Below are 23,970 nucleotides of genomic sequence, written 5' to 3'. Positions count from 1 at the left end.
ATAGGGTTACTTATTAAACATGTTTAATAAGTATAATGAAAGTCACTTATTAAAGGTGTTTAATAAGTAGGGTTCATTTGATTACGAAGGAGATGATTCTATGAAAACAGAAAAAGAAAAGATGTTAGCTGGAGAAATGTATATTGCAGATGACGAAGAATTAGTAGCTGATAGGGTGGAGGCAAAACGTTTAACACGTCTTTATAACGAGGCGATGGAGACAGGAGATGAGAGGCGTTACACTTTATTAAATCAGCTTTTAGGTTCTTCAGCTGATGGAAAAGCCCAAATTAATCCTGATTTTCGCTGTGATTACGGCTACAATATACATGTTGGAAAGAGCTTTTTCGCTAATTTTAATTGTGTAATTTTAGACGTTTGTGAAGTTCGAATCGGTGATCATTGTATGTTTGCACCTGGTGTTCACATTTATACTGCTACTCATCCTTTACACCCGGTAGAGCGGAATTCTGGCAAAGAATATGGGAAGCCTGTAAAGATTGGTAACAATGTTTGGGTTGGCGGGGGAGCTATTATTAACCCTGGTGTTTCAATTGGAGATAACGCTGTAATTGCTTCAGGGGCAGTTGTGACAAAAGATGTACCTAATAATGTAGTAGTTGGTGGTAACCCAGCTAAAGTTATTAAAACGATAGACTTATAGAAATCGTTTTTCATGGGTATATGAATAAACTGGTGTCGTATCGTATAGACAATGTGAAAGGTGTTTTATTATGAAGAAAAATAGTGCGGACAATTGTACAAAGACATTACTTGCTTCTTGAAACGCTCTTTTTCTCTTATTTGTTTTGCCGGGTTTTTCGTTTGCTGTAAGTTTCTATCATCGGTTATACAGCCTTTTTAGTCGGCTGGTATACTAGGGGGATCATTCGGAACACGTAATACCTTGCTAGCTGTTTTATTATTTGCTCTGTTATCTGGAATTGTATGAATACATGAAGCGAAACAGAGAGTGCGTGCAGCGGAAATATATCATCTTTATTGCTTTAGAAAATGATGTATGATATATTGTCAACGCAACTTATTAAAAGTGTTTAATAAGTATGTTGATTAAGGTGGTGAGCGATTTGAGTGAGCAATTTGTTACTCAAAAATCGATTAAAGAGACGATCCTTCGCGGCATACGTACAGCTCTTTTAGAGCGAGGTAGTGCAACGAAAGTTGAGCTTAGTAATGCATTAGAAATTAGTTTTCCAACGATAAGTAAATTTATAGAAAATATGAAACAAGACGGTGAAGTCACTTTAGTCGGTTTAGATGATTCAAGTGGCGGAAGAAGAGCGAAACGATATGCTTATAATCCAGAATATATGTTAGGTTTAGCGATATTTTTAGAAAAAAATGAAACAAACTATGCAATTTTCAACTGTTTAGGGGAAGTAAAAGAACAAGGAAGTACTTCAAGTATGTTAATTGATACGGGCGTAAATCTATTATCTAAACATATTGAAGGTCTTATCGATACATTCCCGAAGATAAGCTCTATATCAATTGGTGTGCCTGGTTCGGTTGATAATGGTCGTATTTTTTATATTCCTGGATATGAAAAGTTCCAAAATTTTAATTTGAAAAGTCATTTGGAGGAACAGTTTTCTATACCAGTAGTAATAGAAAACGATATGAATGCTGCTGTGCTTGGTTATTATAAAACTGGAAACTATGACAATTCCTCTCTTGTATATTTATATTCAGGTCAAAATGGCCCAGGTGCAGGTATTATGGTAAATGGAGATGTCGTACGCGGAAGCACATTTTTCTCAGGAGAGATATCTTTCGTCCCGCAGTATGATAATAAAAATTTCTTGCAAGCTTTGAGAAGTGAAGATTCGAATAATCCAGAGGAATATAATATAGATGCTATTACTCGTTTAATAGCTACATGTATAGCTATTATTAACCCTCATGGATTCATCTTCTGTGATGATGAAGTAAACCAATTTGTAATAGATCAAATTGTAAAAAGTTGTCCGCAGTACATTCCGGCAGAACATATTCCGAAAATAACAGTGAGCAACTGGAAAGAAGATTATTTATATGGGCTAAAAAGCCTTGGACTTGATCTTATGATTACGAGAACAAATAAAGAAAATTAAATGTACTGGCAATGAAGCATCCAATTTTCAGTTGAATAACATAAAAGAAAAGGTGCCAATTATGAAAATTGAACATGTAGCAATTTGGGTGAATGATTTAGAAGGAATGCGTGATTTCTATAAACTGTACTTCGGTGGTGAAGAAAATAGCTTATATCACAATCCGAAAAAGCAGTTTGAATCTTATTTTATAACTTTTGAAGGTGGTGCGCGTCTAGAACTTATGAAGCAGGTAGGGATAGATGAGAAAGTACAAATACAAACAATAGGATATGCGCATATTGCTTTTTCTGTAGGTAGTGAAGAAAAAGTGAACGAATTAACTAGTACATTAAGAGAAGCAGGATACGCTGTGTTAAACGGTCCGCGTACTACAGGGGATGGTTACTACGAAAGTGTAGTAAGTGATCCTGAAGGAAATCAGATTGAGATAACGATCTAACGTTTTATTTACTAAAAACGAATAAAAATATAAAACTTTGTTGTTCCCCGAATTGTTTTACAAGAAACCTATTATTTCTGCAGAAAGGGGGACATAACATTGAGTGAGTCAATTTTGATTTTCTGTATATATCCATTGCTTATTTGTATTTTTTCAATAGCTGTGACATATAAAATAGGTATATTTTACGTGATGCCAATGGTAACATTTCTTATTTTTCTTATGTTACATGTTACAGTGCACGATCCAGCATTTTTCTTTTGGGTTGGCATGTATACGATTCTTTCATTTATTGTTTCTTATATAACTATCCTTTTTGTAAAGGGATATAAAGTTGTAGAAAGAGAACGTTAATATCATTTTGGGGAAATAGTGATTTACGGTGAACGACAACAACCTCATTTCACGTTATCATGATGTGAAATGAGGTTGTTTAATGTCTATTTTTAATTGGAGTGATGAAAATCGCGAAGAATCCCCTCAATAACTGGATGAAGAGTACTAGGTAATTTATCAAGCGGAAAGAAACGTAATTCTTTTGATTCTGTTTGATCACATACAAACTCACCATTGAATTCTCGGCAAATATAAACAACGAGTACACCATGTACTTGATCGCCGTTTGGATAGATTTGAAAGAAATCTGGTCCTGAATATGTACGGAATAGTTTTGGATTTTTAATAATAAGTCCAGTTTCCTCATATACTTCTCGCTTTAAAGCGTCTTCTAACGTTTCGTTATATTCTAAGGCGCCGCCAATAATGCCTCAGCGGTTAAAGTCTGTGCGGAGCTGCAGTAATACTTCACCTTTTTCATTTACTATAATGGCGTGCGAACCTATTAAAATAAGTGGATGATTTCCTACTAAATTTCTCATGTCTTCAATATAACCCATGTTTTGACTCCTTGTTTTTAATAGTAATTAGGAAGTTCTTTTAACATTCTTTCTGTTTTACGTGCTGTAAAGGCTAAGTTATGATCATCTTTCGTTCTGAAAAATAAAGTGCGTAAAAAGGTTTTAATGTTGGCACATAAAATACAATACTCATTAAGTGAAAGGCGTTTTCTAATTTGGGGAAGCCTTTTTATTTTTTTATGAATAATAGAAATTAACTCGTCTTGCGGAAAGTCATGATACAGCATTGCTAGTAATGGCGTAACAATTCGTTCATCTTCGTTATTATGAAAAAGGTCAGATGGAATGAAGATTTTATTTAATAAGCAATGAATTAATTCTTCATACCATTCAAAGGTTGTATAAGAATTGTGAACAATTTCAGTAAAGGCATCAGATACGTGAGCAAGACAATGAGCCCATCCTTTATTTTCGATATAGCCTCGAAAATCTGTTTCTAAGTTTGTGTATGTAATGAGTTTGTTTTTTATTTCTTCGATATCCTCCTCTGTACAAAAGTAGTGCGAATTAGCGAATTGAAGTATTAACGCAAGTAACGAAACAGTGTAAGAACGTGTGAAAACCCCATCTGAATGCGTGGAGTAAATGTCACAATATAAATACTCATCACTTAAACAAGTTTGCAACAGTAATTTTAGTTGATCATCCATAAGGAATTCATGATGAATGAAATGTGAAAAACATTTATATATAAGTTGATAACGGACGTAACTATCAGTCGTTCCGATAAACTGAAGCATGTTCAAAGTTAACTCATTAATATCTATATGTTGCAGTTGCGTATAGTCATTTTGTTGTATAAGCTCTAACTGTTGTTGCAGCGCTGTAATATCCAATGGAGAACCTCCTCCGCACTTTAAAGATGCGATGTTTTCTAGTATTCTATATATTCAAGGACAATCCTGCTCATGCAAGGAGAACAAGTAGAAATTCAAGTATGACATAGATGAGGGAAGAATATGACGACCATAGAACAGTTAGAAAAACATTTTAAAATAAGAAGAAATGCTTCTTCTATCATGATAAAAGAAAATAATGCAGAGATTTTTACAGAAGAGCAATTAAAGGGAATCATGCAATATTGCGTTGCTGAGGCTGAAAAAGAGGGAATTGAAAACTTACATTTTGAGATTTCTTCGAAAAGCCCCAATTGTAATATGTATAAAAAATGTTTTGAAACGTATTCTTTTGAATATGTTACTGAAAACATCATTGTGTTTAAGGATCTATATAAAGTAGAAGATGTAGAAAGTGAAATTGATTTTAAGTTGATTGAAGAAGTAGGAGAAGATGCTTTTTATTCTCTTTGGAGTGAGATGACGGAAGAACAAGTCACTTATGATCAATTTGTAAATATGATGCTACAAGAAATTGGTGAGCAATGGAAAGAACATTGTTTAACAGTGAGTGTAGGTGAAGAGCTGATAGGAATTGTAATCCCGCATATTGAAAAGGGGACGTTAGAAGAAGGAAAGCTCATGTATTTCGCAGTCGCTCCAAATATGCGAAATAAAGGATACGAAGCAGCATTCTTTACAGGAGCAATGTTTGTTTTAAAAGAAATAGGAGCATCTTATTATATCGGTGAGACAAATGTGCAAAATGAGTGGATGAAGGATATTTTTGAAAAGAACGGATGTCAGCTGCTGAGTTCAACTGAGAGATATGTGAGAAAGTTTTAGAAGGATGAATGATGTATACTCTCGAACTCGTATAGCGGGAGGGGACTATATATGTTAAAACAATCCATGCATTCATTCGTTTTACTGTATCCACATGTATTGTTAGAAGGTTGGAAAGTTGAAAAGGTTTCAGAACGTTATGAAGGTGAAAAGTGGGAAACTTTTTGGTTTCAAGTTGTTACTCCAACTGGAATGTTTCGGGTAAAAGAGTTTTTTCTCGATATAATGGAGCCAGTATTTCCAGATACCTGTATTTCTCAAGTAAAAGGGGATTGTTTTCAATATAAAAAGCTTGTGTATTGGAAAGGTGTAAATTATAAAGGAAAAGAAAGTTACGTTACATCTATATGGAAAACACAAGTTGAAATTTCAGTTGATCATGGATATGTAAACCAAGACGAAATGGAACGATTTCTATTTGAATTACAACCGGTACATATGGAGTTTGCGAAAACGATATTACATACACCATTTCACTTATTAAGCTTTCAAGCTAAGAGAGGTGAAATGGGCGAGATAGGAAGATGTAGAGAGTGGAATGCTCCAGATGACGTATCCTATGTAAAATTGTCAATTCATGAAAAGCTGAGTTGGAAACTTGAATCGGTCGGTTTTGGAAATGATGAAACGCAGTATGTATACTGGGACGAAGATAATAAACTATATGCACTTTGGGTTTGTAGACATAAAAACAAAGCGTATTATCCTGTTTCTTCATGGACAATGAACTATGGCCCAAAACAAATTATAAACGAGTTAGAGTTTTATTCACACTCTGATCGCGGAACAGTTGTATACGAAGATTTAGGTAATGAACAAATCACATACGTATTTCGAGGGAATCCATGTACAAATTTTGAACAAGTAAAAGAACTTTTTGCCTGTTTGTAAGATAAAAAGAAAAATGAGAACGACAAAATAGATATTCCTATAATACAATAAAGAAAGATTCGATTATATGAGAAAGCGTTGGTGAAAGAATGGAGCAGCAAAGACATTGGTTACAAGCGACTGTAGAAAGAAATGAAGATAATACGTTACAAATAAAGTGGGAAAATCATATAGAAGAAGTTCGTATTTATTGGAGTACTTCACCAGATCATATTGAAGAAAATGGAGAATTACTTGCAACGGTAAATGGAGAATCATCATATACAATTGAAAACCCGAGCGAAAATGAGCGTCCATATTTTAGGCTAGTAGGTAGTAATGGACAAGCAGTGACAGTAGCTGAGCGTAGATTGCCATTACAAGGCGCGTTTAACTTTCGTGATATGGGAGGATATGAAACGACTGAAGGCCGTAAAGTAAAATGGGGCAAATTATACCGTTCTGAAGAATTAGCAGGATTAACAGAGTGGGATATTGCGTATTTACAACAGTCTGGTTTAAAGTTAATTTGTGATTACCGTACAGACTTTGAAGTGAAGCATAAGCCAAACCCAGAAATTATAGGTGCTCGTCAAGTGTGCTTACCAGTTATGCAAGACTTAGCGAAAGACTTAAATATAAATGAGTTTTTCCAAGTTGGTGACCTTTCTATGTTAGGAAAACCAGGTGAGTATCTTGTGAAAATGAATCAAGACTTCGTAAGTGGTAATGAAGCATTTGTGAGCTTCTTAAAACTTGCGCAAGACCCGGAAAACTTACCGTTAGTAAACCATTGTACAGCTGGAAAAGACCGTACTGGATTTGGATCAGCATTATTATTACTTTTACTAGGTGTACCAGAGAAAACAGTAATGGAAGATTATTTATTAAGTAATGGTTTCCGTGAAAAGTTAAATGAAAAAATGATGGCCTTTTTAGGTGCAAAACTACAAAACGATGAAAGTAGAGCGATATTGGGCGCAATGTTTGAAGCACGTGTTGAGTATTTACAAGCTGCGATTGATGAATTAAAAAAGCAATACGGTTCAGTTGAAGCGTATGCTGAAAAAGCACTTGGCTTTACGAAAGAGTCGTTAGAAGAAATGAAAGTTTTATTGTTAGAAGATAAATAAAGAGGAGGGAGGCTGATTAGATTAGCCTCCTTTTCTTATTGTTGCTATAATTAGGCTATGAGAATATAGGAATTGAGGAGAACATCATGAAATACAAAGTTATATTATTCGACGTAGACGATACATTATTAGATTTTCCTGAAACGGAAAGACACGCATTACATAATGCGTTTGTACAGTTTGGTATGCCTACAGGGTATAGTGATTATCTTTCGAGTTATAAAGAGATTAGTAATGGATTATGGAGAGATTTAGAAAATAAAATGATTACGTTAAGTGAATTAGCGGTAGATCGATTTAGACAATTATTTGCCCTTCATAATATAGAAGTAGATGCGCAGCAATTTAGTGATGCATACCTTGAAAACTTAGGGAAAGAAGTACATCTTATAGAAGGTGCAGTGCAATTATGTGAGAATCTACAAGATTGCAAGTTAGGTATTATTACGAATGGATATACAAAAGTACAACAATCTAGAATCGGAAATTCGCCTTTATGTAATTTCTTTGATCATATTATTATTTCAGAAGAGGTTGGTCATCAAAAACCAGCACGTGAGATTTTTGATTATGCATTTGAAAAGTTTGGGATTACGGATAAAGTAAGTGTACTAATGGTTGGAGATTCGCTCACTTCTGATATGAGAGGCGGAGAAGATTACGGCATTGATACGTGTTGGTATAATCCGAGTTTGAAAGAGAATAGGACAGATGTTAAGCCGACTTATGAAGTGGAGAGTCTTATACAGATTTTAGAAGTGGCTAAAGAAAAAGTAGTTTCATTTTAATGGTATTGATATATCTTCAGTTATAGTCAATATGGGCAAGAGCTGTGTAACAACTAGAGGTGAATAAAGGATGTTAACGTTTTTATTTGAGTTAGACAAGAATATCCCACAAAAGGATGAGCCGCGGTATGATGCTTATTCAAAGGGTTTTATCGAAGGGGATGTAACAATTTGCGCGAGTGACAGCGTACTTTTTCAAAAGTCACGTATGAAGGTTGCAGAGCTAGGCATTTATTTAGGACAGTGGATGGAGCAAGTGCAACACGGGCAGAACGTACATATGAATTATGAAACGCCTGACCGTGATGAGATTATTCTTGCTTTCTCCTATGAAGAGGAGAATCAGTGGAGAGTTTCTTCCAGCTGGCAACAATTTGAACTTCAGGAGAGTATTTCTACTACAACATTAGTAAAGAGCGTTGGGCGTTATTTATATGAGCTAAATAAAGAACTGCGCGCGATCGAATATCCTGTGACGTTTGATCAGTACTTAAGAGGAGAGCAGGTGATGCAGCTTTCTTACAAACGACTGTGTGATAGTAAGGCGGATACGACGTCAATAGAGGTTTATAATGAAAGCGAAAGAGTAGGCGCAGTACGGGGCTATTATAAAAATACGTTGATGAAAGTGTTAGACTTTATTCCGAAAGTCGGTAGTAATATCATTTATGAAATAAAGGATAATAAGGACAATATTCGCGTTGTTGCAAAGGATGTAAGTAGGCAGCGCCAAAGAAGGATTTTAGTAACGTACAAAGATAATCATGATGCAGAGCATGAAATACTTGTATGTGACGGAAAGTTATTGGATGCAAATTTCTTATTTACCTTTACGTATAAGAGAGAAGAATATGTTGTTCATAAAACTACTTTTGGGATGGGAAAGTTATTACGAAAGGGCTATGTAATCGCAGATTGGAATATTCGTCTTGAGGAAGATATGTATCACATCGAGATGAATGTATACGATGAAGATTATATAGAAGACCAATATTTACTGTTGGGCGTATTTCATGCGGTTTTGTATGGGTGATAGTTGTATAAATGAAAAATACCGGTATTCTTTGTGAAAAGAATGCCGGTATTTTTTATCTCACTTTAATGGGCAGTAAGACCCCCACCTCAAAATGCAGCGAAAGCAAAGAATTTAGGTGGGGGTCGGGCTGCCCATTAAAGCCCGATTGGTGAGGGATGATTAAAGTTTCACTTTATTCATCCTCAAAAATAAAAATTTCATCAATCGTACTATGAAGTGCCTTCGCTATATCGTGAGCAAGCTGTAAGGAAGGATTATATTTTCCTTTTTCAAGGTGACTAATTGTTTCACGACGTACACCAACGCTCTTTGACAAATCTTCTTGTGTCATGTTCAATTTAGCACGGTATTCTTTTATTCTCGTTACGAACGCCATGGTGCATCTTCCATTTCGTCAACAGGTTTATCGTAAAAGAACATAGAGAACCCGAACGTAAGAATGAGTGTGCCGAAAATAAGGGCGATATCAATTTCTTGTAGCATCGGGTTTGGAAATAACATTTCAATAAACAGAATGATAGCAGTGGTTAGTAATGTAACGATAAAAGCATTGCGGCACGATTTATTGACGATTTGTTCAAATAGTTCATCGTGTTGAACCGTTCTGTACGTTGTGAAAAAGGAGAAAAAACAAAACATAGTAAACAATCCTTTTTCATAAAAAAAGCCGAGGAAACCGAAGAAACCGAGAAACCCTAAATATTTTATCCAAGTTGTTTTCATGATAGATTCTCCTTTCAATGTTAGAAATAAATCACGTTATGTTATAAATATATCACATATGGATAGAAATGGTAATAATAGTTTTCCAGTTTACTTCATAATAATAGTAAAAAGAGGAAATATACTGCGAAATAAAGAGGATAATATTGTAAAATGGTTGTAAGGAGGGGGAGGAAGGTATGCTAACTTGGATCATGGTCGTTGTATTACTTGTAGTGATTACTGTAGTCGCGACGGTGTTAATTGGGCGAAATGGTGATGCAAATTATAGTAAAGCGACAAAGGGGAATATTAGAAGGCTTACGATGATTTATATTATACTAGCTGTCGTTTTAATCGTTGGATTAGGTTTGTATATTTATTTTAAAGGTTAAAAAACTGAAAAATACAAAAATCTGAAAATAGAAGTATGCTATAATGTTGATATAGTTATTTGGTAATTAAGGAAAGGATTGGATGGAATGATTGAGATTACGAATGTGTCAAAAAGTTATAATGGGTCTACCTATGCAGTAAAAGATTTAAGCTTATCTGTGCCTAGCGGAGAAATCTTTGGGTTTTTAGGACCGAATGGTGCGGGTAAATCAACGACAATTAAGATGATTACTGGTATTCATGGGGTGGACAAAGGGACGATTACGATTAATGGTATAGATATTATGAAAAATCCGATGGAAGCGAAAAGGACGTTTGGTTATGTCCCAGATAGCCCAGATATGTTTTTACGATTAAAGGGAATTGAATATTTAAACTTTATGGCAGATATGTATGAAGTGCCGAAAGAAGTACGCCAAGAACGAATCGAGTCTTTAGCGAAGAAATTTGATCTTTACAATGCGTTATCGGATCAAATTCAAAGTTACTCGCACGGTATGAGACAAAAAATCGTTATTATTGGTGTGCTCGTGCATGAGCCAGATGTATGGATTTTAGACGAACCTTTAACGGGGCTTGATCCGAAATCTGCATATATTTTAAAAGAAATGATGAGAGAACATGCAGATAAAGGAAAGATTGTATTCTTCTCTACACACGTATTAGAAGTGGCCGAAAAATTATGTGACCGCGTCGCGATTATTAATAAGGGGAATTTGCAGTTCAAAGGGAATTTAGATGAAATGAGAGATCATTTTAAATCCAACGAATCACTTGAAAAAATGTTCTTGGAGATGACGGGCAATGAGTAAAATTTGGACGTTAACGAAAGTATTATTGAAATTAAATTATGCAGATTTCATAACAGATAAGAAGAAGCGATGGGCATATGTATTTTCATTTGCAGCTATTTTATTTGTCGGCTTTTTAATATTTGGTTCTATCACGCACGGAATGTATGAGGGAATGATACATTTAGGGCAAGACCCAGGAATGATTGTCGCAATGGGACTTGCGATTGCGAGTATATGGGTATTTTTAATGAGTATAACGAACATTTTAACTGTATTTTACTACAGCAATGACATTGAAATGTTATTACCATTACCATTAAAACCAGCGCAAATTATTTCGGCAAAATTTTTAACAGTATTAATTACACAATACGTAATGAGCTCATTCATTTTACTACCAATCTTTATTACGTACGGTTTAAAAAGTGGCGCATTTATTACATATTACATATACATGATTTTTATTTACTTACTTTTCCCGATTGTGCCGTTAGTATTAGCTTCGTTACTGATGACAGTTATTATGAGGTATACAAATATAGGGAAAAATAAAGACCGAGGAAATATATTTATTGGAATCGTAAGTATACTATTTATTGTAGGGATTAATGTATTTTTGCAGTGGAAAAATAAAAGTTCGTTTTCTGAAGATGCAATTACAAATTATCTTGCAAACAACGAATCTTCTCTTTTAGTACAAATGACAAATTATTTTCCAACTACATATTTTGGAGCAGTGGCGTTAGTAGAAAATGCAAATTGGAAGGGTCCTTTATATGTAATAATCTTTGCACTTATTTCATTTGTATTTTTTGTGTTGTTTTATTACATTGCAGAGCGTACATATTTAAAAGGGGTTATTGGACTTTCAACGAGTACAGCAAAAAAAGAGGTCATTTCAGCAGAAGGTTTACAAAAATCAACGGTACAAAGTTCACATTTGAAAGCGTATGTGAAAAAAGAATTTAAAACGTTATTCCGTACACCACAATTTTTCTTGAATTGTATCGTACAAACTTTCGTTATGCCGATTATGTTGTTCTTCGTTTTATTTGTACAAGATGGAAATTTAAAATGGATTACGAGTTATATTAATAATCCAAAATCAGCAGGTCTTGCAATTGGCGTTGGCCTTTGTGCATCGCTATTTTTAATGGGAAGTAACGTCATCGCAACAACATCATTTTCACGTGATGGAAGCTCTTGGTTTGTGAATCGTTATTTACCTGTAAAAGCTTCGGATATCTTTTTTGCAAAAGCGATCACGGCTTGGTTAATTAATGTAATTATTTTAGCAGTGTTCGGTATTACGATGGCAGTTGTAGCGGGAATTTCTCCTGTTTTCATGTTACTGTGGTTTTTACTAAGTGCGAACGGCTTACTGTTAATTAATTTAATTGGTACACGCTGGGATGCACAAACTGCAGATATACATTGGGATACAGAGCAGAAATTATTTAAGAGCCGATATACAACTTTGTGGAATTTTTTAGCTAATATTTTAATAGCTTTAATTATTGTAGCGGGAGTAGGTCTATTATACTTCTTCCTTCAAGTAGGGCTGTGGGTTATGTTTATCGTTTTATTTGTAATGTTTACGATTGTAAATTATGTCTTTATTAAAATGTTAAAATTAGGTGCAGAACGTATATTGTCAAATATTGAATAAAAAGATAGATCCTCTGTATTCGTGCAGAGGATTTATCCATAGGTGGAGGAGAAAAGGTGAAGAAAATAGCAATTGTAACAGGGGCAACTCGTCTGAATGGAATTGGTGCAGCTGTATGCAAGGTGCTTGCTCAAAAAGGAATAGACATTTTTTTCACGTACTGGTCTCAGTATGATAAAGCGATGCCGTGGGGAATGCATGAAAAAGAGCCCTTTTTGTTGAAAGAGGAGATTGAAAGTTTAGGTGTTCGATGTGAAATGGCAGAAATCAATTTATCGCAGTCATATTCGCCAAACCGTTTGTTTTATATGGTCTCAGAACGGTTAGGTGATCCATCTATTTTAATTAATAATGCAGCGTATGCTACTCATACGAGAATCGAAGAATTAAATGTAGAGCAGTTAGATAAACACTATACAGTAAATGTTCGCGCTACTATGTTATTAAGTTCATTATTTATAAAACATTATGCAAGCAAGGCGAGTGGCAGTATTATTAATCTTACTTCAGGGCAGTCACTCGGGCCAATGCCTGATGAACTAGCATACGTAGCGACGAAAGGAGCAATTGAAGCATTTACAAAATCAGTAGCACCAGTTGCGATGGAGAAGGGGATTACAGTGAATGCTGTTGATCCAGGACCAACGAATACAGGATGGATTACAGAGGAGCTGAAGCATCATTTAGTATGGAAGTTTCCACAAGGTAAAGTAGGAGAAACGGTGGATGCAGCGCGCGTAATTTCTTTTTTAGTCAGTGAAGAAGCAAAATGGATTACAGGGCAAATTATTCATTCGAATGGTGGTTACTCATAAAATTATTATGTTAACAATTGTTGAGAAACAAAAAAACGAAAGAAAATTTTATTTTTTGTATAAATAAAATGTCAAGAAAGATAAAAATTTGATAGAAGAGTATGTCGTCATATGAGGATCGTAATGCTTCATGTGACAATATATTCTTTTTCTTTTCCTGCACAGAAGAAAAATGAAGTAGAAGAAACTCGAATATTCAAATTGATTTATCATTTTTTGTACGTATTATTATGAAGATTACTGTCGGAAAAATGATAATTCGTATGAAAAGGGATTTTTTACGGGGAAATCGAATCGTAAAGGGGAGGATAAATTACGTAAACATAGGGGGATTTATATGAAAATGAAAAAGGTCGCTATCGCATCGATAACAATTGGTACAATGCTTACTATGGCAGCTTGTAGTCCTTCAGCAGATAAAGAGAAAGAAAAGAAAGAGCAAGTAACAGCGCAAAATGAAGGAGAATCAAAAACGACAAGTGCAGATGAAGCGTCAAAAACAACGAAAGATACTGAAAAAGAAACAAATACTTCTTCAAATGAAAAAACAGATAAAGATGCAAAAAATACGAAAGAATCATCAGGAACAGAAAGTAACGGTAAAACGTCAACTCAAAATGAGAATGTAAAAACAAAAGAAAAAGAGACGACAGGAAAGACGAATGATCAAACGACTAGCGGGAAAACAACAGATCAAAGTACAAGTACAAACTCAGACGGAAAAACAACGAAAGATCCGAAGAAAAACGTAGCGGTGAAAACAAATGTAAAAGAAGTTGCTGCATTAATTGATAGCTTAGACAAGCAATTAGCTGCTAATCCAAAATTAGAAACAGTAAATAAACTTGGAAAACAAATTAATGCAAAGTGGGATGTAATCGAGAAAGAGTTAGAAACATCACACCCAGCTGAATCTAAAACAATCGGACAAAGTATGTATCCGTTAATTGTAGGAGCGGAGAAAGAAAAGATAGATATTACTAAAATGAAGTCATTAACGACGAAAACGAAAAAAGATTTAAATCAGTTATTAACGAAACTTTCGTAGTTTCAAAAGCCTACTTGTGTGAGTAGGCTTTTTTGACGTTGAGAGTGTAATGAAAGTTTATGGGAATCCTAATGAAAAAGGATGGTGGAAATATGACAATCGATCGAATTTGTACAATTGGTCCAGCAAGTAATAACAAAGAAACGTTAGCGCAGTTAATAAATAATGGTATGAAAATTGTTCGGCTAAATTTATCACATGGGACGCATGAAAGTCATAAAGATATCATTCGTTTAGTGAAATCGTTAGATGATTCTATTAAAATTTTAGGCGATGTACAAGGTCCTAAAATAAGGTTAGGGGAAATAAAAGGAGAACAAATTGCGCTTCAGGCGGGAGATTCTTTTATTTTACATACGCAACCAGTTACAGGGAGTAGTACGGAAGCAAGTGTTGATTATGAAGGAATCGCGCATGATGTGAAAGTCGGAAGTAGAGTTTTAATGAATGATGGTGAAGTTGAGTTAATCGTTGAGAAAGTAAGTACGGATACAATAGAAACAAAGGTGAAAACAGGTGGTAATATCTCATCTCATAAAGGGGTGAACTTACCAGGCGCAATCGTTCGTTTACCAGCTATTACAGAGAAAGATAAAAAAGATATTCAGTTTCTTTTAGAAGAGGGTGTTGATTTTATCGCATGTTCTTTCGTAAGAAAACCTAGTCATATAAAAGAAATACGAGATTTTATACAACAGTATAAAGAAACGTCACCTAATTTAATTGCAAAAATAGAAACGATGGAAGCGATCGAGAATTTTCAAGATATATGTAAGGAAGCAGATGGAATCATGATTGCAAGGGGAGATTTAGGAGTTGAGTTGCCGTATCAATTTATACCGCTCTTGCAGAAAATGATGATTCAGGAATGTAATCGAACGAATACATATGTTATTACAGCGACACAAATGCTGCAATCCATGGTAGAGCATTCTATTCCAACAAGGGCTGAGGTGACTGATGTGTTTCAAGCTGTAATGGACGGAACGAATGCTGTTATGCTTTCTGCTGAAAGTGCGTCAGGCGAGCATCCGATTGAAAGTGTAAAAACATTGCGCCTTGTTTCTGAATTTGCTGAGCATGTAAAAAAAGATGGTCCTGTTGTGATGAAAGATGTACTGGAATTACTGCATAAGTCTTTGGATGCGTGATAAATAAAAAGAGGGCGGATATGCATCCGTCCTCGTCTGTTTCATTCCTATTCTTCTTGCTCTTGCTCATCCAAAATCTTTTCAAACGCAGCAGATACTTTTTCAAACTCTTCATCATTCTCAATGTATGAGAATTCGCTATCTTCTTCTACTTTTAAAAAGAAAATATCAATGTCTTCCTCAGTTTCTGTTTGGATATCTTCAACAAAGGCAACTGCAATATATTCTGCACCTTCGACATCCATCGCTCCAAGTACTTCTACTTCTTGCTCTTCGTTATTCTCATCACTAAGAGTAAACACTTCGCCAACTTCAATATCAGACATATTCATTCTCCTCCTGTCCAACTCTAATAAATAGAGTGTTTAAACTGCATACATACTAATATAGTTTTCCATGAAAAACTAATTTCATACATAAGAAAAAGGAACTTCTACTTCTTTCGTATGTGTATGCAGCTATACGGAGCGCGTGTTATCTTATTAAATCCATTCAACAATTGCATCCATCGTCTGTCTTGTTTTATCACGTTTTGGCTCTTCTTTACGGTAACCAAAGGCAACCATAACAGATACTTCAAAGTTATCTCCATTGATAATGCCTTCTTGACGAAGTAAAGAATCTACTTTCTCTTTATCAAATCCTTCTATTGGACAAGAATCAATACCGATTTGAGCTGCGCTCGTCATCATATTACCTAAAGCAATATAAGTTTGCTTAGATGCCCAATCAAATACAGCACGGTCGGATTGTAATAAGTTAAAATCTGATTCCTGGAATTTTTTAAAGAATTCATATCTAATTTTTTGCGTGTCTTCAGGCAATCCAATAATATCGTTCATCATATATTTAATATACTCTGCATCATAATGCATATCTTTCATGTTTCTTGAAAGAACAATGACAAAGTGACTAGCTGTTGCAAGTTGCCCACCAGCGCCCCATGAATACGGTTGTAGTTTCTCTCTTACTTCTTTATTTTGTACGACAATAAATTTCCAAGGTTCATAACCAAAAGAAGAAGGAGATAATCTGCCTGCTTCTAAAATGAATTTAAAGTCCTCTTCTGAAATTTTGTGCATAGGATCGAACTCTTTACATGCATGTCTGAAATGAAAAGCCTCCATAATTTTTTCTTTTGTAATTTGATTTGTATTTGTCATAAAAGTTCCTCTTTTCATTCATTTATTTTGTAAGTAAATTATATTTTTAAAGTAACATAGACACAAGTACGCACATTTATGTGGTATAGTATCAAAAAAGGTACTATTGATAAGGGAAGGGATTTATTATGGATTGTTCGAATGAAAATAATATAAATTACCCATTTCTAAATAAATATTCTTGTCCAGTGGAAGCTATGGTTGAGGTTATTGGTGGGAAATGGAAAGGGGTTATTTTGTATCATTTATTAGATGGTACAAAGAGGTTTAATGAATTAAAAAGATTAAAACCTAATATCACACAAAGAATGTTAACACTGCAGCTGAGAGAACTTGAAGCAGACGGCATCATCCATCGTGAAGTATACCGTGAAGTCCCTCCGAAAGTAGAATATTCGTTAACTGAGCTTGGTGAATCACTACGTCCAATGATTCTATTAATGATGGAATGGGCAACTCATAATATGGAGAAAGTTTTGGAGAGTAGGAATGCACAAAATAAAAGTTAATAGATGAAAGTGGTATAGTAGAGACGGATATGAATTTTTCTTGAATTGGTAGTGGAGTTAGAAAACCATATATTATCAAAATAGGGAATTGGATGTTAAAGCTTTGTAGGATTAAATTGATCATAATTATTTTATGTAAACTAACCACCCGATTATCTATAAAATGAAAAAATCTATGTATCGTTGATATAGTGTAAATTATGATAGATATATTCGAAAAATCTTTAATATAATTTCACTTATGAAGGTGTTGTTCATTAAGGGAAAAGGGCTGCCATGCGCGGACAGCCCTTTTTTTGTTGACCGGATTTACATTTTGAGAATACTTCACAGTCATAACGTAGTAGGCATTGTAAAATACTTATTCAATGTATTATCTTTCAAAGAAGAAAGCGGAATCTTCACCTCACTACCTTCCTTCATATCCCGTAGCACAACAGTGTTTGTACTAAGTTCTTCTTCCCCAATAATAAGCACATAAGGGATATTCTCTTTATTGGCATAATTAAGGGCACGTTTTAATTTACGTCCTGCTAGTTCGAGTTCGACTTTTAAGGAAGTGGTAGAACGTAATTGCTGGGCGATTTGTAAGCATTGTAATTCTGTTCCGAGCGGGATGATAAATACATCCGCTGTAGATGATATCGTTTCTTTCTGTGATAGTGCTGTATAAATAACGTCTAAACCGAATGAAATACCGACTGTTGGATAATTCATATTATCACCACGGAATGCCCCAATAATATTATCGTATCGCCCTCCGCTACCGATGCTAGATGTAATTGATCCATCTTTTAAAAAGATTTCATATACGGTGCCTGTATACATTGTGAGTCCTCGGGCTAAAAACGGATTGAATATCGTATTTTCATTTATTCCGAGAGCGATTAAATATTGCTGTAATTGTTGTAATTCGTTTATTCCTTCGGCAACGAGTGGATTATTGAAAGCTTCTTTAAAGTCAGCAATTGAAAGCTTTAGACAAGATAAAACGGTATTACATATCGTATCAGCCATTTCTTCAGAAATTCCACGCTCTAATACATCTTTTCGTACACCATCAATCCCAATCTTTTCGATTTTGTCTAATGATAAAATGACGTCACTCGTTAACTCAGTAGGAATGTTAATGGCCTGGAGAATACCGTTTAATAATTTTCGGTTATTATATTGAATCGTTACTTCTAAGTTTAACGTTCGGAACAGTTCAAATGCCATACTCATAAGTTCAGCTTCTGCCATGACAGATTCTACACCGACTATATCAACGTCGCATTGTATAAACTCACGAAATCTCCCTTGTTTAATAGGGCCATCTCGAAATACTTTCCCAATTTCATACCGTTTAAAAGGAAGGCGGATGTTCGGATTCATCGCTACGACTTTTGCGAATGGAATTGTTAAATCATATCGTAAGGCAAGGTCGCGTTTTCCTTGATCCTGAAGTGTATATATTTCTTTTAATATTTCATCACCACCGCCGTACTTGTATGACATAAGCTCATACATATTTAATGTTGGTGTCTCTAACGGTTTACAGCCATAACGTTCAAACGTATCCTCACAAGCTCTTTTCATTTTATTTCGCAGCACTTGTTCCTCTGGTAAATAGTCTTTCGTTCCTTTTACATTTCTCATTTCCATCATAATCACTCCTTTTTAAATTAAAAAAAGCTATGCAGGTATAAAAATACCCACATAGCTTTATGAACGCTTCGTGGGTCAACAGGAAAAGCCCTGTACCCACGAAGAAAAATTTTTCTTCGGATACACGGCGTTACGTATGATGATGAAGTTGGAAAGAAGTATTAACATTTCGCATTACAAATCTCTCCTTAACATAAGTTTTTCCAAATTATATCAGATAATTTTTGAATTATCAATATTTTTAGTTTTGAAAAATACGTGAAGTTATGTAGGAGAAATGGAAAAGGGTGTATAATAAAACTTAATAATATGAAATAACCTTTTAAGGAGAACGTTATGAAAAAAGATAAAACAAATGCGATGCGAATATTAGATAAAGAAAAAATTGAATATTCGATGATGTCATATGATCCAGACGATGGGAAAATTGATGGCGTATCAGTAGCCGAGAAAATTAGACGAGAAGTGAGAGAAGTATATAAAACGTTAATTGCTCAAGGGAATAGTAAAAATTATCATGTGTTTATTATTCCAGTAGATGAGGAATTAAATTTAAAAGCTGCCGCAAAAGCAGTAAGTGAAAAGAAAATTGAAATGATTCCTGTAAAAGATATTACGAAAGTATCAGGATACATTCGCGGCGGTTGTTCACCAGTCGGAATGAAGAAGTTATTTTCTACATGTATCGATGAAAGCGCCCAATCACTTGAAACGATGATTGTAAGTGGCGGGAAAATAGGTATACAAATTGAACTTAAAGTGGATGACTTGGCGAAAGTGACGAGAGCGCAGTTTGGTGAGATAACGAAATAATGATACATAGGAAAAGAAGTTCTAGTTTTATTAAGTTTAGATAAGAAGTTATAGGATAGTTAGTCCATTATGGGGCTAATTGTCCTTTTTATTTACATACTGGATAAACTGAATCATTTGTTTGGCTTTGGGGGGAGGACTTTAAATAAACAAGAAGAGTTACTCACAAAGATAGACAAAGGAAGGGAGAGTGTTTTAATGAAAGTTTAAGACATGCCATAAGAAAGCGAATATTCGGGAATGCCAGTATGTTTGAAAAACCTATGCTAAGAGCATGCAAGATTATATACAGTTTTTTTGCTAATCCAGTAACAAACAAGAACACTAAAACGATACCAGGATAGGAATGTATAAAACATGTATAGATTCATAGAAATAAAAAAGAAGGTTCCCTTGTGAGAGCAGGGTTCTCCTTTTTCCTTGCTACTGATAATGAGACGTTATGTTAACTGAACAGGTATATGTTATTCATCCAAAATTACACAAAGTTGTCTTTCCTGATGGTACAATTAAAATCAAGGAGGGGTATTATGGGAATTTTTTATGTAATACCACTTTTTCTTATATTTGGCACTGCAACATTTTTATTTATCAAGTCTGGTTCACCAAAAATTAAAGATAAAAACCTATCATTGATAATGATCTTTCTAGGGATAAATCTAATTACAATTCCAATGGCTTATTTGGTAGGTTCGTTTGTTTCTTATACACATGAGGCCTCAACAGAATTTACATATAATAATCCACTTTATTTTTGGAAAGGATTTTTCTTTATTCAAATAATACCGCTTTTCATGCTATTTATGGCTTTAATATGGTGGTTTATCCGTAAGGGCAAAGAAAAAATCGACATATAGAATTTTAAAATGACTTCCGCTAACGAAAATCATGCAAATAAGCTGTTCACTAAATTCCCATAGAAAACTGTGGTGAGATGAAATTTTTGATTTTACAGTACTTCAAAATCTTAGCTAGATGGCTATGTATCGGTAACCCACAATAAAAAGGCAGGAACATATTAAATATGTTCCTGCCTTTGATTTTAGAGGGGTGTTTCCTAACAGTTGATTTTGTTAACGATAGTCGACTTTAAATCCATATTTTGTATAGAATATAGTACATATAATAAAAGTATGAGGTGATACAGTGAGAGAGATTCAGATTCATAAAATTATTGCGGATAAGAGAAAAGAAAAGGGAATTACGCAGGAAGAGTTAGCGGCGTATATCGGTATTACGAAGGCGTCTGTTTCCAAATGGGAGACGGGGCAGAGTTATCCGGATATTACATTTTTACCACTGTTAGCATCATACTTTAACATTAGTATAGATGAACTAATTAGTTATACACCGCAAATGAAACAGGAAGATATTAAAAATTTATATCATAGACTCGCAGAAGCTTTTAGTGAAGAACCGTTTGATGATGTAATGATAGAGTGCAGAGGAATCATCAAAAAATATTATTCTTGTTTTCCGTTATTACTTCAAATGGGACTACTTTTTATTAATCACCATATGTTAACAGAGGATACGGATAAAAGAATGGAAATTTTAGAAGAAGCAATGTATCTCTTTAGCAGAGTGCAGGAAGAAAGTGACGATGTTTCTCTTGTGAAAGAGGCGGTATCGTTTCAAGCAACTTGCTATCTTATACTCAATAAACCGAATGAAGTATTGGAATTGCTTGGCGGAACGATACGTCCTAACGTTCCAGAGGAAGAGCTAATCGCACAAGCGTATCAAATGCTTGGAAATGCTGAAAAGGCAAATGAAATAATGCAAATTAGTATGTACCAACATTTGATGCAATTCGTTTCGACAATACCGAGTTTTGTATTAGTAAATGCCTCAAACAAAGAAAAGGTAGAGATGGCTTTAAATAGAGTCTTTAAATTAATAGACACTTATGACATAGAAAAATTACATCCGCATATGACTTTAAAAGTTTATTATGCTGCTGCGCAAGTATGCTGTATGCATGAAAACTATGAAAGAGCATTAGAAATGTTACGGAAATATGCAGCGGTTTGCGCGGCGAGCTTTACAGTAAATAGTCTACATTTACACGGTGATTCCTATTTTGATGCAATTGATGAATGGTTTGCAGAGTTTCCGCTCGGCGCTAAGACGGTCAGAAATGAAGAAATTATAAAGCGGAGCATGTTACAAAGTATTGCAGAGAATCCAATTTTCGAATCAATGAAAGACTTAATAGAGTATAAAAATATTGTAGCGAGTTTGAAATTTAAATTGGATATAAAAGAATAGTGGGAGGACAAATATAATGACCTTTGACGAATATGAAGTAGCGATAAATAGTGAATTTACTTTGTATGGAACGATTACAAAGCCGAAAGCTGACGGGAAGTATGCTGCCGTTGTCATTATTGCTGGATCTGGGGAAATTGATCGTGATGGAACGATCGTACCGTTAAAGCTTGCGTCGAACGTATATAAAGATTTAGCACATACAATTGCGAGACTTGGAGTAGTGACGCTCCGCTTTGATAAGCGCGGAGTAGGAAAGAGTGACGGAGAATTTCTGAAGACTGGAATGTGGGATTTAGTTAATGATATAGAGGCTACGATTACGTATTTAAAAGAACAACCATTTGTTGATCCAGAAAATATTATTTTAGCTGGTCATAGTGAAGGGGGTATGTTGGCAACTGTAGTAAACGCAAGAACACCAGTTAATGGGCTTATCCTTCTTACAGGGGCTGCGGAATCATTAGAAGAGGCTACAAAAAGACAAAGAGAAATTGCATATAAAGAACTAAAAGAGCAGAAAGGAATAAAAGGAAAACTAATGCGCCTTCTCAATGTAGAGAAACGCGGAGAGAAGCAAATGGAAAAAATAAAAGAGAAAATGATGAACACAGAAAAAGATACGATTAAAGTTGGTTTTAAACCGATGAACGCAAAGTGGTTTAGAGAGCATTTTCAGCATGACATCTATAAAGACTTACAACAAGTAACATGTCCAGTACTAGCTATTGCTGGTGATAAAGATATTCAGGCTGATCCTGAAAGAGCGAAGCGGATCGGTGATTATGTGAAGGGTGATTCTGAAGTATATGTAGTACAAAATATGGATCATAGTTTGAAAAGTTTTGAAGGTGATTTTAAAGCATTAGAGTTTAAAAAGAATTATGAAGAAGGGGCAGGAAAGCCACTACATCCAGAGCTGGAAGAAATAATTGTAAATTGGCTGGATACACATTTTATCTCGCAACATGCGGGTAGTAAGATTCCCGGCTCAATATTAGGCGAAAGTGAGGAAGTCGGAAGGGAGAGGAATTGTCTGTAAAAAAACGGTTGTTGTAGGTTGATTTAGTTTAGTATATGAATTTATTTTTTGCGAATTCATTCATTATAAAATGTTCGTTTTTATTAATTAACGAGATAAAAACGAACATTTTTTTATTTTAAATAAATTGGGTAATTAAACTATAACATCACTATATATCGTTGAATATCATAATAATATAATGGAGGTGATGTTATATGGCACTTACTACAGGACCAATTGAAAACGTAGGAAATCAACCTGCTAATGCAAATAGAGTTAGGGTGAAAATCCTTAACCGTACTGCGGGCCCGCTTACTGGAGTAGCTAGAGTTTTTAGACTTGACGGTTCATTAGTGTTGATTGAACAGGTAAACTTCAATGTGAATTCTAATGCTTCTACTTTTGTAACTCTAAGTTTAGTTCATCCTGCTTTTGGACAAGCATTTGAATATGAAGTTCAAATTGTTCCTAATCAACCTGGTGGACTATATAGTGTTTATGGGCTAACAGCTGAAAGTGTTATTATTACTGCACAACGTGTTGTGAACTCAGAATTGACACAGTTTCTTTAATTAAAATAGATTGGTGCCTACATGGTATCCAATCTATTTTTGTACGTATTATTCAGAGAAAGAAAGATTTTACACAAAAATAAAGACAGTTATGGAAAAAGGAAAAGTTGAGCTATCATCTTGATTTTTATTATTTCTGTCTTAGACTGTATCGGTTTTGTGGCATGGTTTTCTTTGAATGTTTTTTAAGTATTTATCGAATATGCATTATTGCATAAATAAATTTATATTTATAAGTTAATATTAAACTACTTTTTAGTTGTAAAGAATATTTTAATAATCTTTATAAGAGAAGGGTATTCCTTGTTAAAAGTGAAATTGTTTGGAATGTGAATAAACAAAAAGTTTAGAAGTGATACAGACTCAATAGAGTCTTGTATTAAATAAACAGAAAAGGGGTATGGGTTTCTAAAG

27 protein-coding genes and 2 pseudogenes are annotated in these 23,970 nt (G+C 34.6%); 22 read left to right on the top strand and 7 right to left on the bottom strand.

The features are described 5' to 3' along the window. Positions 1 to 100: 100 nt before the first annotated feature. The 5 genes and pseudogenes from EKQ63_RS17515 (at position 101) to EKQ63_RS17495 (ending at position 2,910) form a co-directional block, all read left to right on the top strand. On the top strand, positions 101 to 664 hold the full coding sequence (locus EKQ63_RS17515) for a maltose O-acetyltransferase (protein WP_029439008.1): 564 nt from the start codon (positions 101 to 103) through the stop codon (positions 662 to 664). A 170-nt stretch (positions 665 to 834) separates the two neighbouring features. After that, positions 835 to 952, top strand: a pseudogene (locus EKQ63_RS30730) (MFS transporter); the annotation flags it as partial. Between the two features lie 136 nt (positions 953 to 1,088). Then, positions 1,089 to 2,114, top strand: coding sequence for an ROK family transcriptional regulator (locus EKQ63_RS17505; RefSeq protein WP_143881341.1), 1,026 nt, complete (start codon positions 1,089 to 1,091; stop codon positions 2,112 to 2,114). Positions 2,115 to 2,175: 61 nt separating this feature from the next. After that, positions 2,176 to 2,556, top strand: coding sequence for a VOC family protein (locus tag EKQ63_RS17500; protein ID WP_087996249.1), 381 nt, complete (start codon positions 2,176 to 2,178; stop codon positions 2,554 to 2,556). A 99-nt stretch (positions 2,557 to 2,655) separates the two neighbouring features. Beyond that, on the top strand, positions 2,656 to 2,910 hold the full coding sequence (locus EKQ63_RS17495) for a YbeF family protein (protein WP_071715294.1): 255 nt from the start codon (positions 2,656 to 2,658) through the stop codon (positions 2,908 to 2,910). Between the two features lie 92 nt (positions 2,911 to 3,002). Here EKQ63_RS17495 and EKQ63_RS17490 read toward each other — a convergent pair. Then, a pseudogene (locus tag EKQ63_RS17490) lies at positions 3,003 to 3,452 on the bottom strand (NUDIX hydrolase). Between the two features lie 17 nt (positions 3,453 to 3,469). Then, positions 3,470 to 4,309 carry a DUF2785 domain-containing protein gene (locus EKQ63_RS17485; protein WP_087996176.1) on the bottom strand — a complete coding sequence of 280 codons (840 nt, stop codon included), beginning with the start codon at positions 4,307 to 4,309 and terminating at the stop codon, positions 3,470 to 3,472. A 123-nt stretch (positions 4,310 to 4,432) separates the two neighbouring features. Here EKQ63_RS17485 and EKQ63_RS17480 point away from each other — a divergent pair, with 123 nt between their 5' ends. From EKQ63_RS17480 to EKQ63_RS17460, 5 genes are all read left to right on the top strand, one after another. Further along, complete coding sequence (locus tag EKQ63_RS17480; protein WP_143881340.1) at positions 4,433 to 5,155, top strand: GNAT family N-acetyltransferase; 723 nt, start codon at positions 4,433 to 4,435, stop codon at positions 5,153 to 5,155. A gap of 51 nt (positions 5,156 to 5,206) precedes the next feature. Next, complete coding sequence (locus EKQ63_RS17475) at positions 5,207 to 6,046, top strand: hypothetical protein (RefSeq protein WP_143881339.1); 840 nt, start codon at positions 5,207 to 5,209, stop codon at positions 6,044 to 6,046. Between the two features lie 89 nt (positions 6,047 to 6,135). Next, positions 6,136 to 7,158 carry a tyrosine-protein phosphatase gene (locus EKQ63_RS17470; protein WP_143881338.1) on the top strand — a complete coding sequence of 341 codons (1,023 nt, stop codon included), beginning with the start codon at positions 6,136 to 6,138 and terminating at the stop codon, positions 7,156 to 7,158. Between the two features lie 86 nt (positions 7,159 to 7,244). Then, on the top strand, positions 7,245 to 7,946 hold the full coding sequence (locus EKQ63_RS17465) for a YjjG family noncanonical pyrimidine nucleotidase (protein WP_143881337.1): 702 nt from the start codon (positions 7,245 to 7,247) through the stop codon (positions 7,944 to 7,946). A gap of 70 nt (positions 7,947 to 8,016) precedes the next feature. Continuing rightward, positions 8,017 to 8,979, top strand: a complete 963-nt coding sequence (locus EKQ63_RS17460) for a tubby C-terminal domain-like protein (RefSeq protein WP_087996166.1) — start codon at positions 8,017 to 8,019, stop codon at positions 8,977 to 8,979. 175 nt (positions 8,980 to 9,154) lie between these two features. On the opposite strand, the gene EKQ63_RS17455 is transcribed toward EKQ63_RS17460, so the two are convergent. Then, positions 9,155 to 9,358 (bottom strand): helix-turn-helix transcriptional regulator, encoded by a 204-nt coding sequence (locus EKQ63_RS17455; protein WP_087954875.1) that lies wholly within the window; start codon positions 9,356 to 9,358, stop codon positions 9,155 to 9,157. Further along, a complete protein-coding gene (locus tag EKQ63_RS17450; RefSeq protein ID WP_087996164.1) occupies positions 9,346 to 9,705 on the bottom strand; it encodes a DUF3796 domain-containing protein in 360 nt (119 codons plus the stop codon). Before EKQ63_RS17450 ends, EKQ63_RS17455 begins: the two co-directional genes overlap by 13 nt. Before the next feature lie 179 nt (positions 9,706 to 9,884). On the opposite strand from EKQ63_RS17450, the gene EKQ63_RS17445 reads away from it, so the two are divergent. The 6 genes from EKQ63_RS17445 (at position 9,885) to EKQ63_RS17420 (ending at position 15,557) form a co-directional block, all read left to right on the top strand. After that, positions 9,885 to 10,079 carry a hypothetical protein gene (locus EKQ63_RS17445; RefSeq protein ID WP_000958870.1) on the top strand — a complete coding sequence of 65 codons (195 nt, stop codon included), beginning with the start codon at positions 9,885 to 9,887 and terminating at the stop codon, positions 10,077 to 10,079. Positions 10,080 to 10,166: 87 nt separating this feature from the next. Next, positions 10,167 to 10,892 (top strand): ABC transporter ATP-binding protein, encoded by a 726-nt coding sequence (locus EKQ63_RS17440; RefSeq protein WP_000570195.1) that lies wholly within the window; start codon positions 10,167 to 10,169, stop codon positions 10,890 to 10,892. Then, entirely contained in the window at positions 10,885 to 12,543 is a 1,659-nt protein-coding gene (locus EKQ63_RS17435; protein ID WP_087996162.1) for a putative ABC transporter permease subunit, read from the top strand. Before EKQ63_RS17440 ends, EKQ63_RS17435 begins: the two co-directional genes overlap by 8 nt. A gap of 56 nt (positions 12,544 to 12,599) precedes the next feature. After that, positions 12,600 to 13,358 (top strand): SDR family oxidoreductase, encoded by a 759-nt coding sequence (locus EKQ63_RS17430; RefSeq protein ID WP_087954878.1) that lies wholly within the window; start codon positions 12,600 to 12,602, stop codon positions 13,356 to 13,358. Between the two features lie 337 nt (positions 13,359 to 13,695). Further along, positions 13,696 to 14,406 (top strand): hypothetical protein, encoded by a 711-nt coding sequence (locus EKQ63_RS17425; RefSeq protein ID WP_087954880.1) that lies wholly within the window; start codon positions 13,696 to 13,698, stop codon positions 14,404 to 14,406. 71 nt (positions 14,407 to 14,477) lie between these two features. After that, a complete protein-coding gene (locus EKQ63_RS17420; RefSeq protein WP_223290760.1) occupies positions 14,478 to 15,557 on the top strand; it encodes a pyruvate kinase in 1,080 nt (359 codons plus the stop codon). A gap of 47 nt (positions 15,558 to 15,604) precedes the next feature. Here EKQ63_RS17420 and EKQ63_RS17415 read toward each other — a convergent pair whose 3' ends face one another. After that, positions 15,605 to 15,889 carry a DUF1292 domain-containing protein gene (locus tag EKQ63_RS17415; protein ID WP_074567512.1) on the bottom strand — a complete coding sequence of 95 codons (285 nt, stop codon included), beginning with the start codon at positions 15,887 to 15,889 and terminating at the stop codon, positions 15,605 to 15,607. Between the two features lie 150 nt (positions 15,890 to 16,039). Continuing rightward, positions 16,040 to 16,720 (bottom strand): NAD(P)H-dependent oxidoreductase, encoded by a 681-nt coding sequence (locus tag EKQ63_RS17410; protein ID WP_087954881.1) that lies wholly within the window; start codon positions 16,718 to 16,720, stop codon positions 16,040 to 16,042. 128 nt (positions 16,721 to 16,848) lie between these two features. Here EKQ63_RS17410 and EKQ63_RS17405 point away from each other — a divergent pair, with 128 nt between their 5' ends. Further along, entirely contained in the window at positions 16,849 to 17,229 is a 381-nt protein-coding gene (locus tag EKQ63_RS17405; RefSeq protein WP_071739585.1) for a winged helix-turn-helix transcriptional regulator, read from the top strand. A 333-nt stretch (positions 17,230 to 17,562) separates the two neighbouring features. Here the strand turns inward: EKQ63_RS17405 and EKQ63_RS17400 are convergent, their stop codons facing one another. Beyond that, positions 17,563 to 18,873, bottom strand: coding sequence for a histidine--tRNA ligase (locus tag EKQ63_RS17400; RefSeq protein WP_143881335.1), 1,311 nt, complete (start codon positions 18,871 to 18,873; stop codon positions 17,563 to 17,565). 339 nt (positions 18,874 to 19,212) lie between these two features. On the opposite strand from EKQ63_RS17400, the gene ybaK reads away from it, so the two are divergent. From ybaK to EKQ63_RS17375, 5 genes are all read left to right on the top strand, one after another. After that, on the top strand, positions 19,213 to 19,689 hold the full coding sequence (ybaK, locus tag EKQ63_RS17395; RefSeq protein ID WP_143881334.1) for a Cys-tRNA(Pro) deacylase: 477 nt from the start codon (positions 19,213 to 19,215) through the stop codon (positions 19,687 to 19,689). Between the two features lie 530 nt (positions 19,690 to 20,219). Beyond that, positions 20,220 to 20,546, top strand: coding sequence for a hypothetical protein (locus EKQ63_RS17390; protein ID WP_063245650.1), 327 nt, complete (start codon positions 20,220 to 20,222; stop codon positions 20,544 to 20,546). A 289-nt stretch (positions 20,547 to 20,835) separates the two neighbouring features. Then, complete coding sequence (locus EKQ63_RS17385) at positions 20,836 to 21,960, top strand: helix-turn-helix domain-containing protein (RefSeq protein WP_143881333.1); 1,125 nt, start codon at positions 20,836 to 20,838, stop codon at positions 21,958 to 21,960. Between the two features lie 16 nt (positions 21,961 to 21,976). Further along, entirely contained in the window at positions 21,977 to 23,002 is a 1,026-nt protein-coding gene (locus tag EKQ63_RS17380) for an alpha/beta hydrolase family protein (protein ID WP_087954885.1), read from the top strand. Between the two features lie 197 nt (positions 23,003 to 23,199). Beyond that, positions 23,200 to 23,556: an ATPase gene (locus EKQ63_RS17375; RefSeq protein ID WP_087954886.1), complete on the top strand. Its 357-nt coding sequence runs from the start codon at positions 23,200 to 23,202 to the stop codon at positions 23,554 to 23,556. Positions 23,557 to 23,970: the final 414 nt, after the last annotated feature.

This window comes from Bacillus sp. BD59S, assembly GCF_007363175.1.
GTDB classification, from domain to species: domain Bacteria; phylum Bacillota; class Bacilli; order Bacillales; family Bacillaceae_G; genus Bacillus_A; species Bacillus_A pacificus.
The sequence above is the reverse complement of the archived record's forward strand: the minus strand, read 5'-3'. Positions and strand labels throughout refer to the sequence as shown.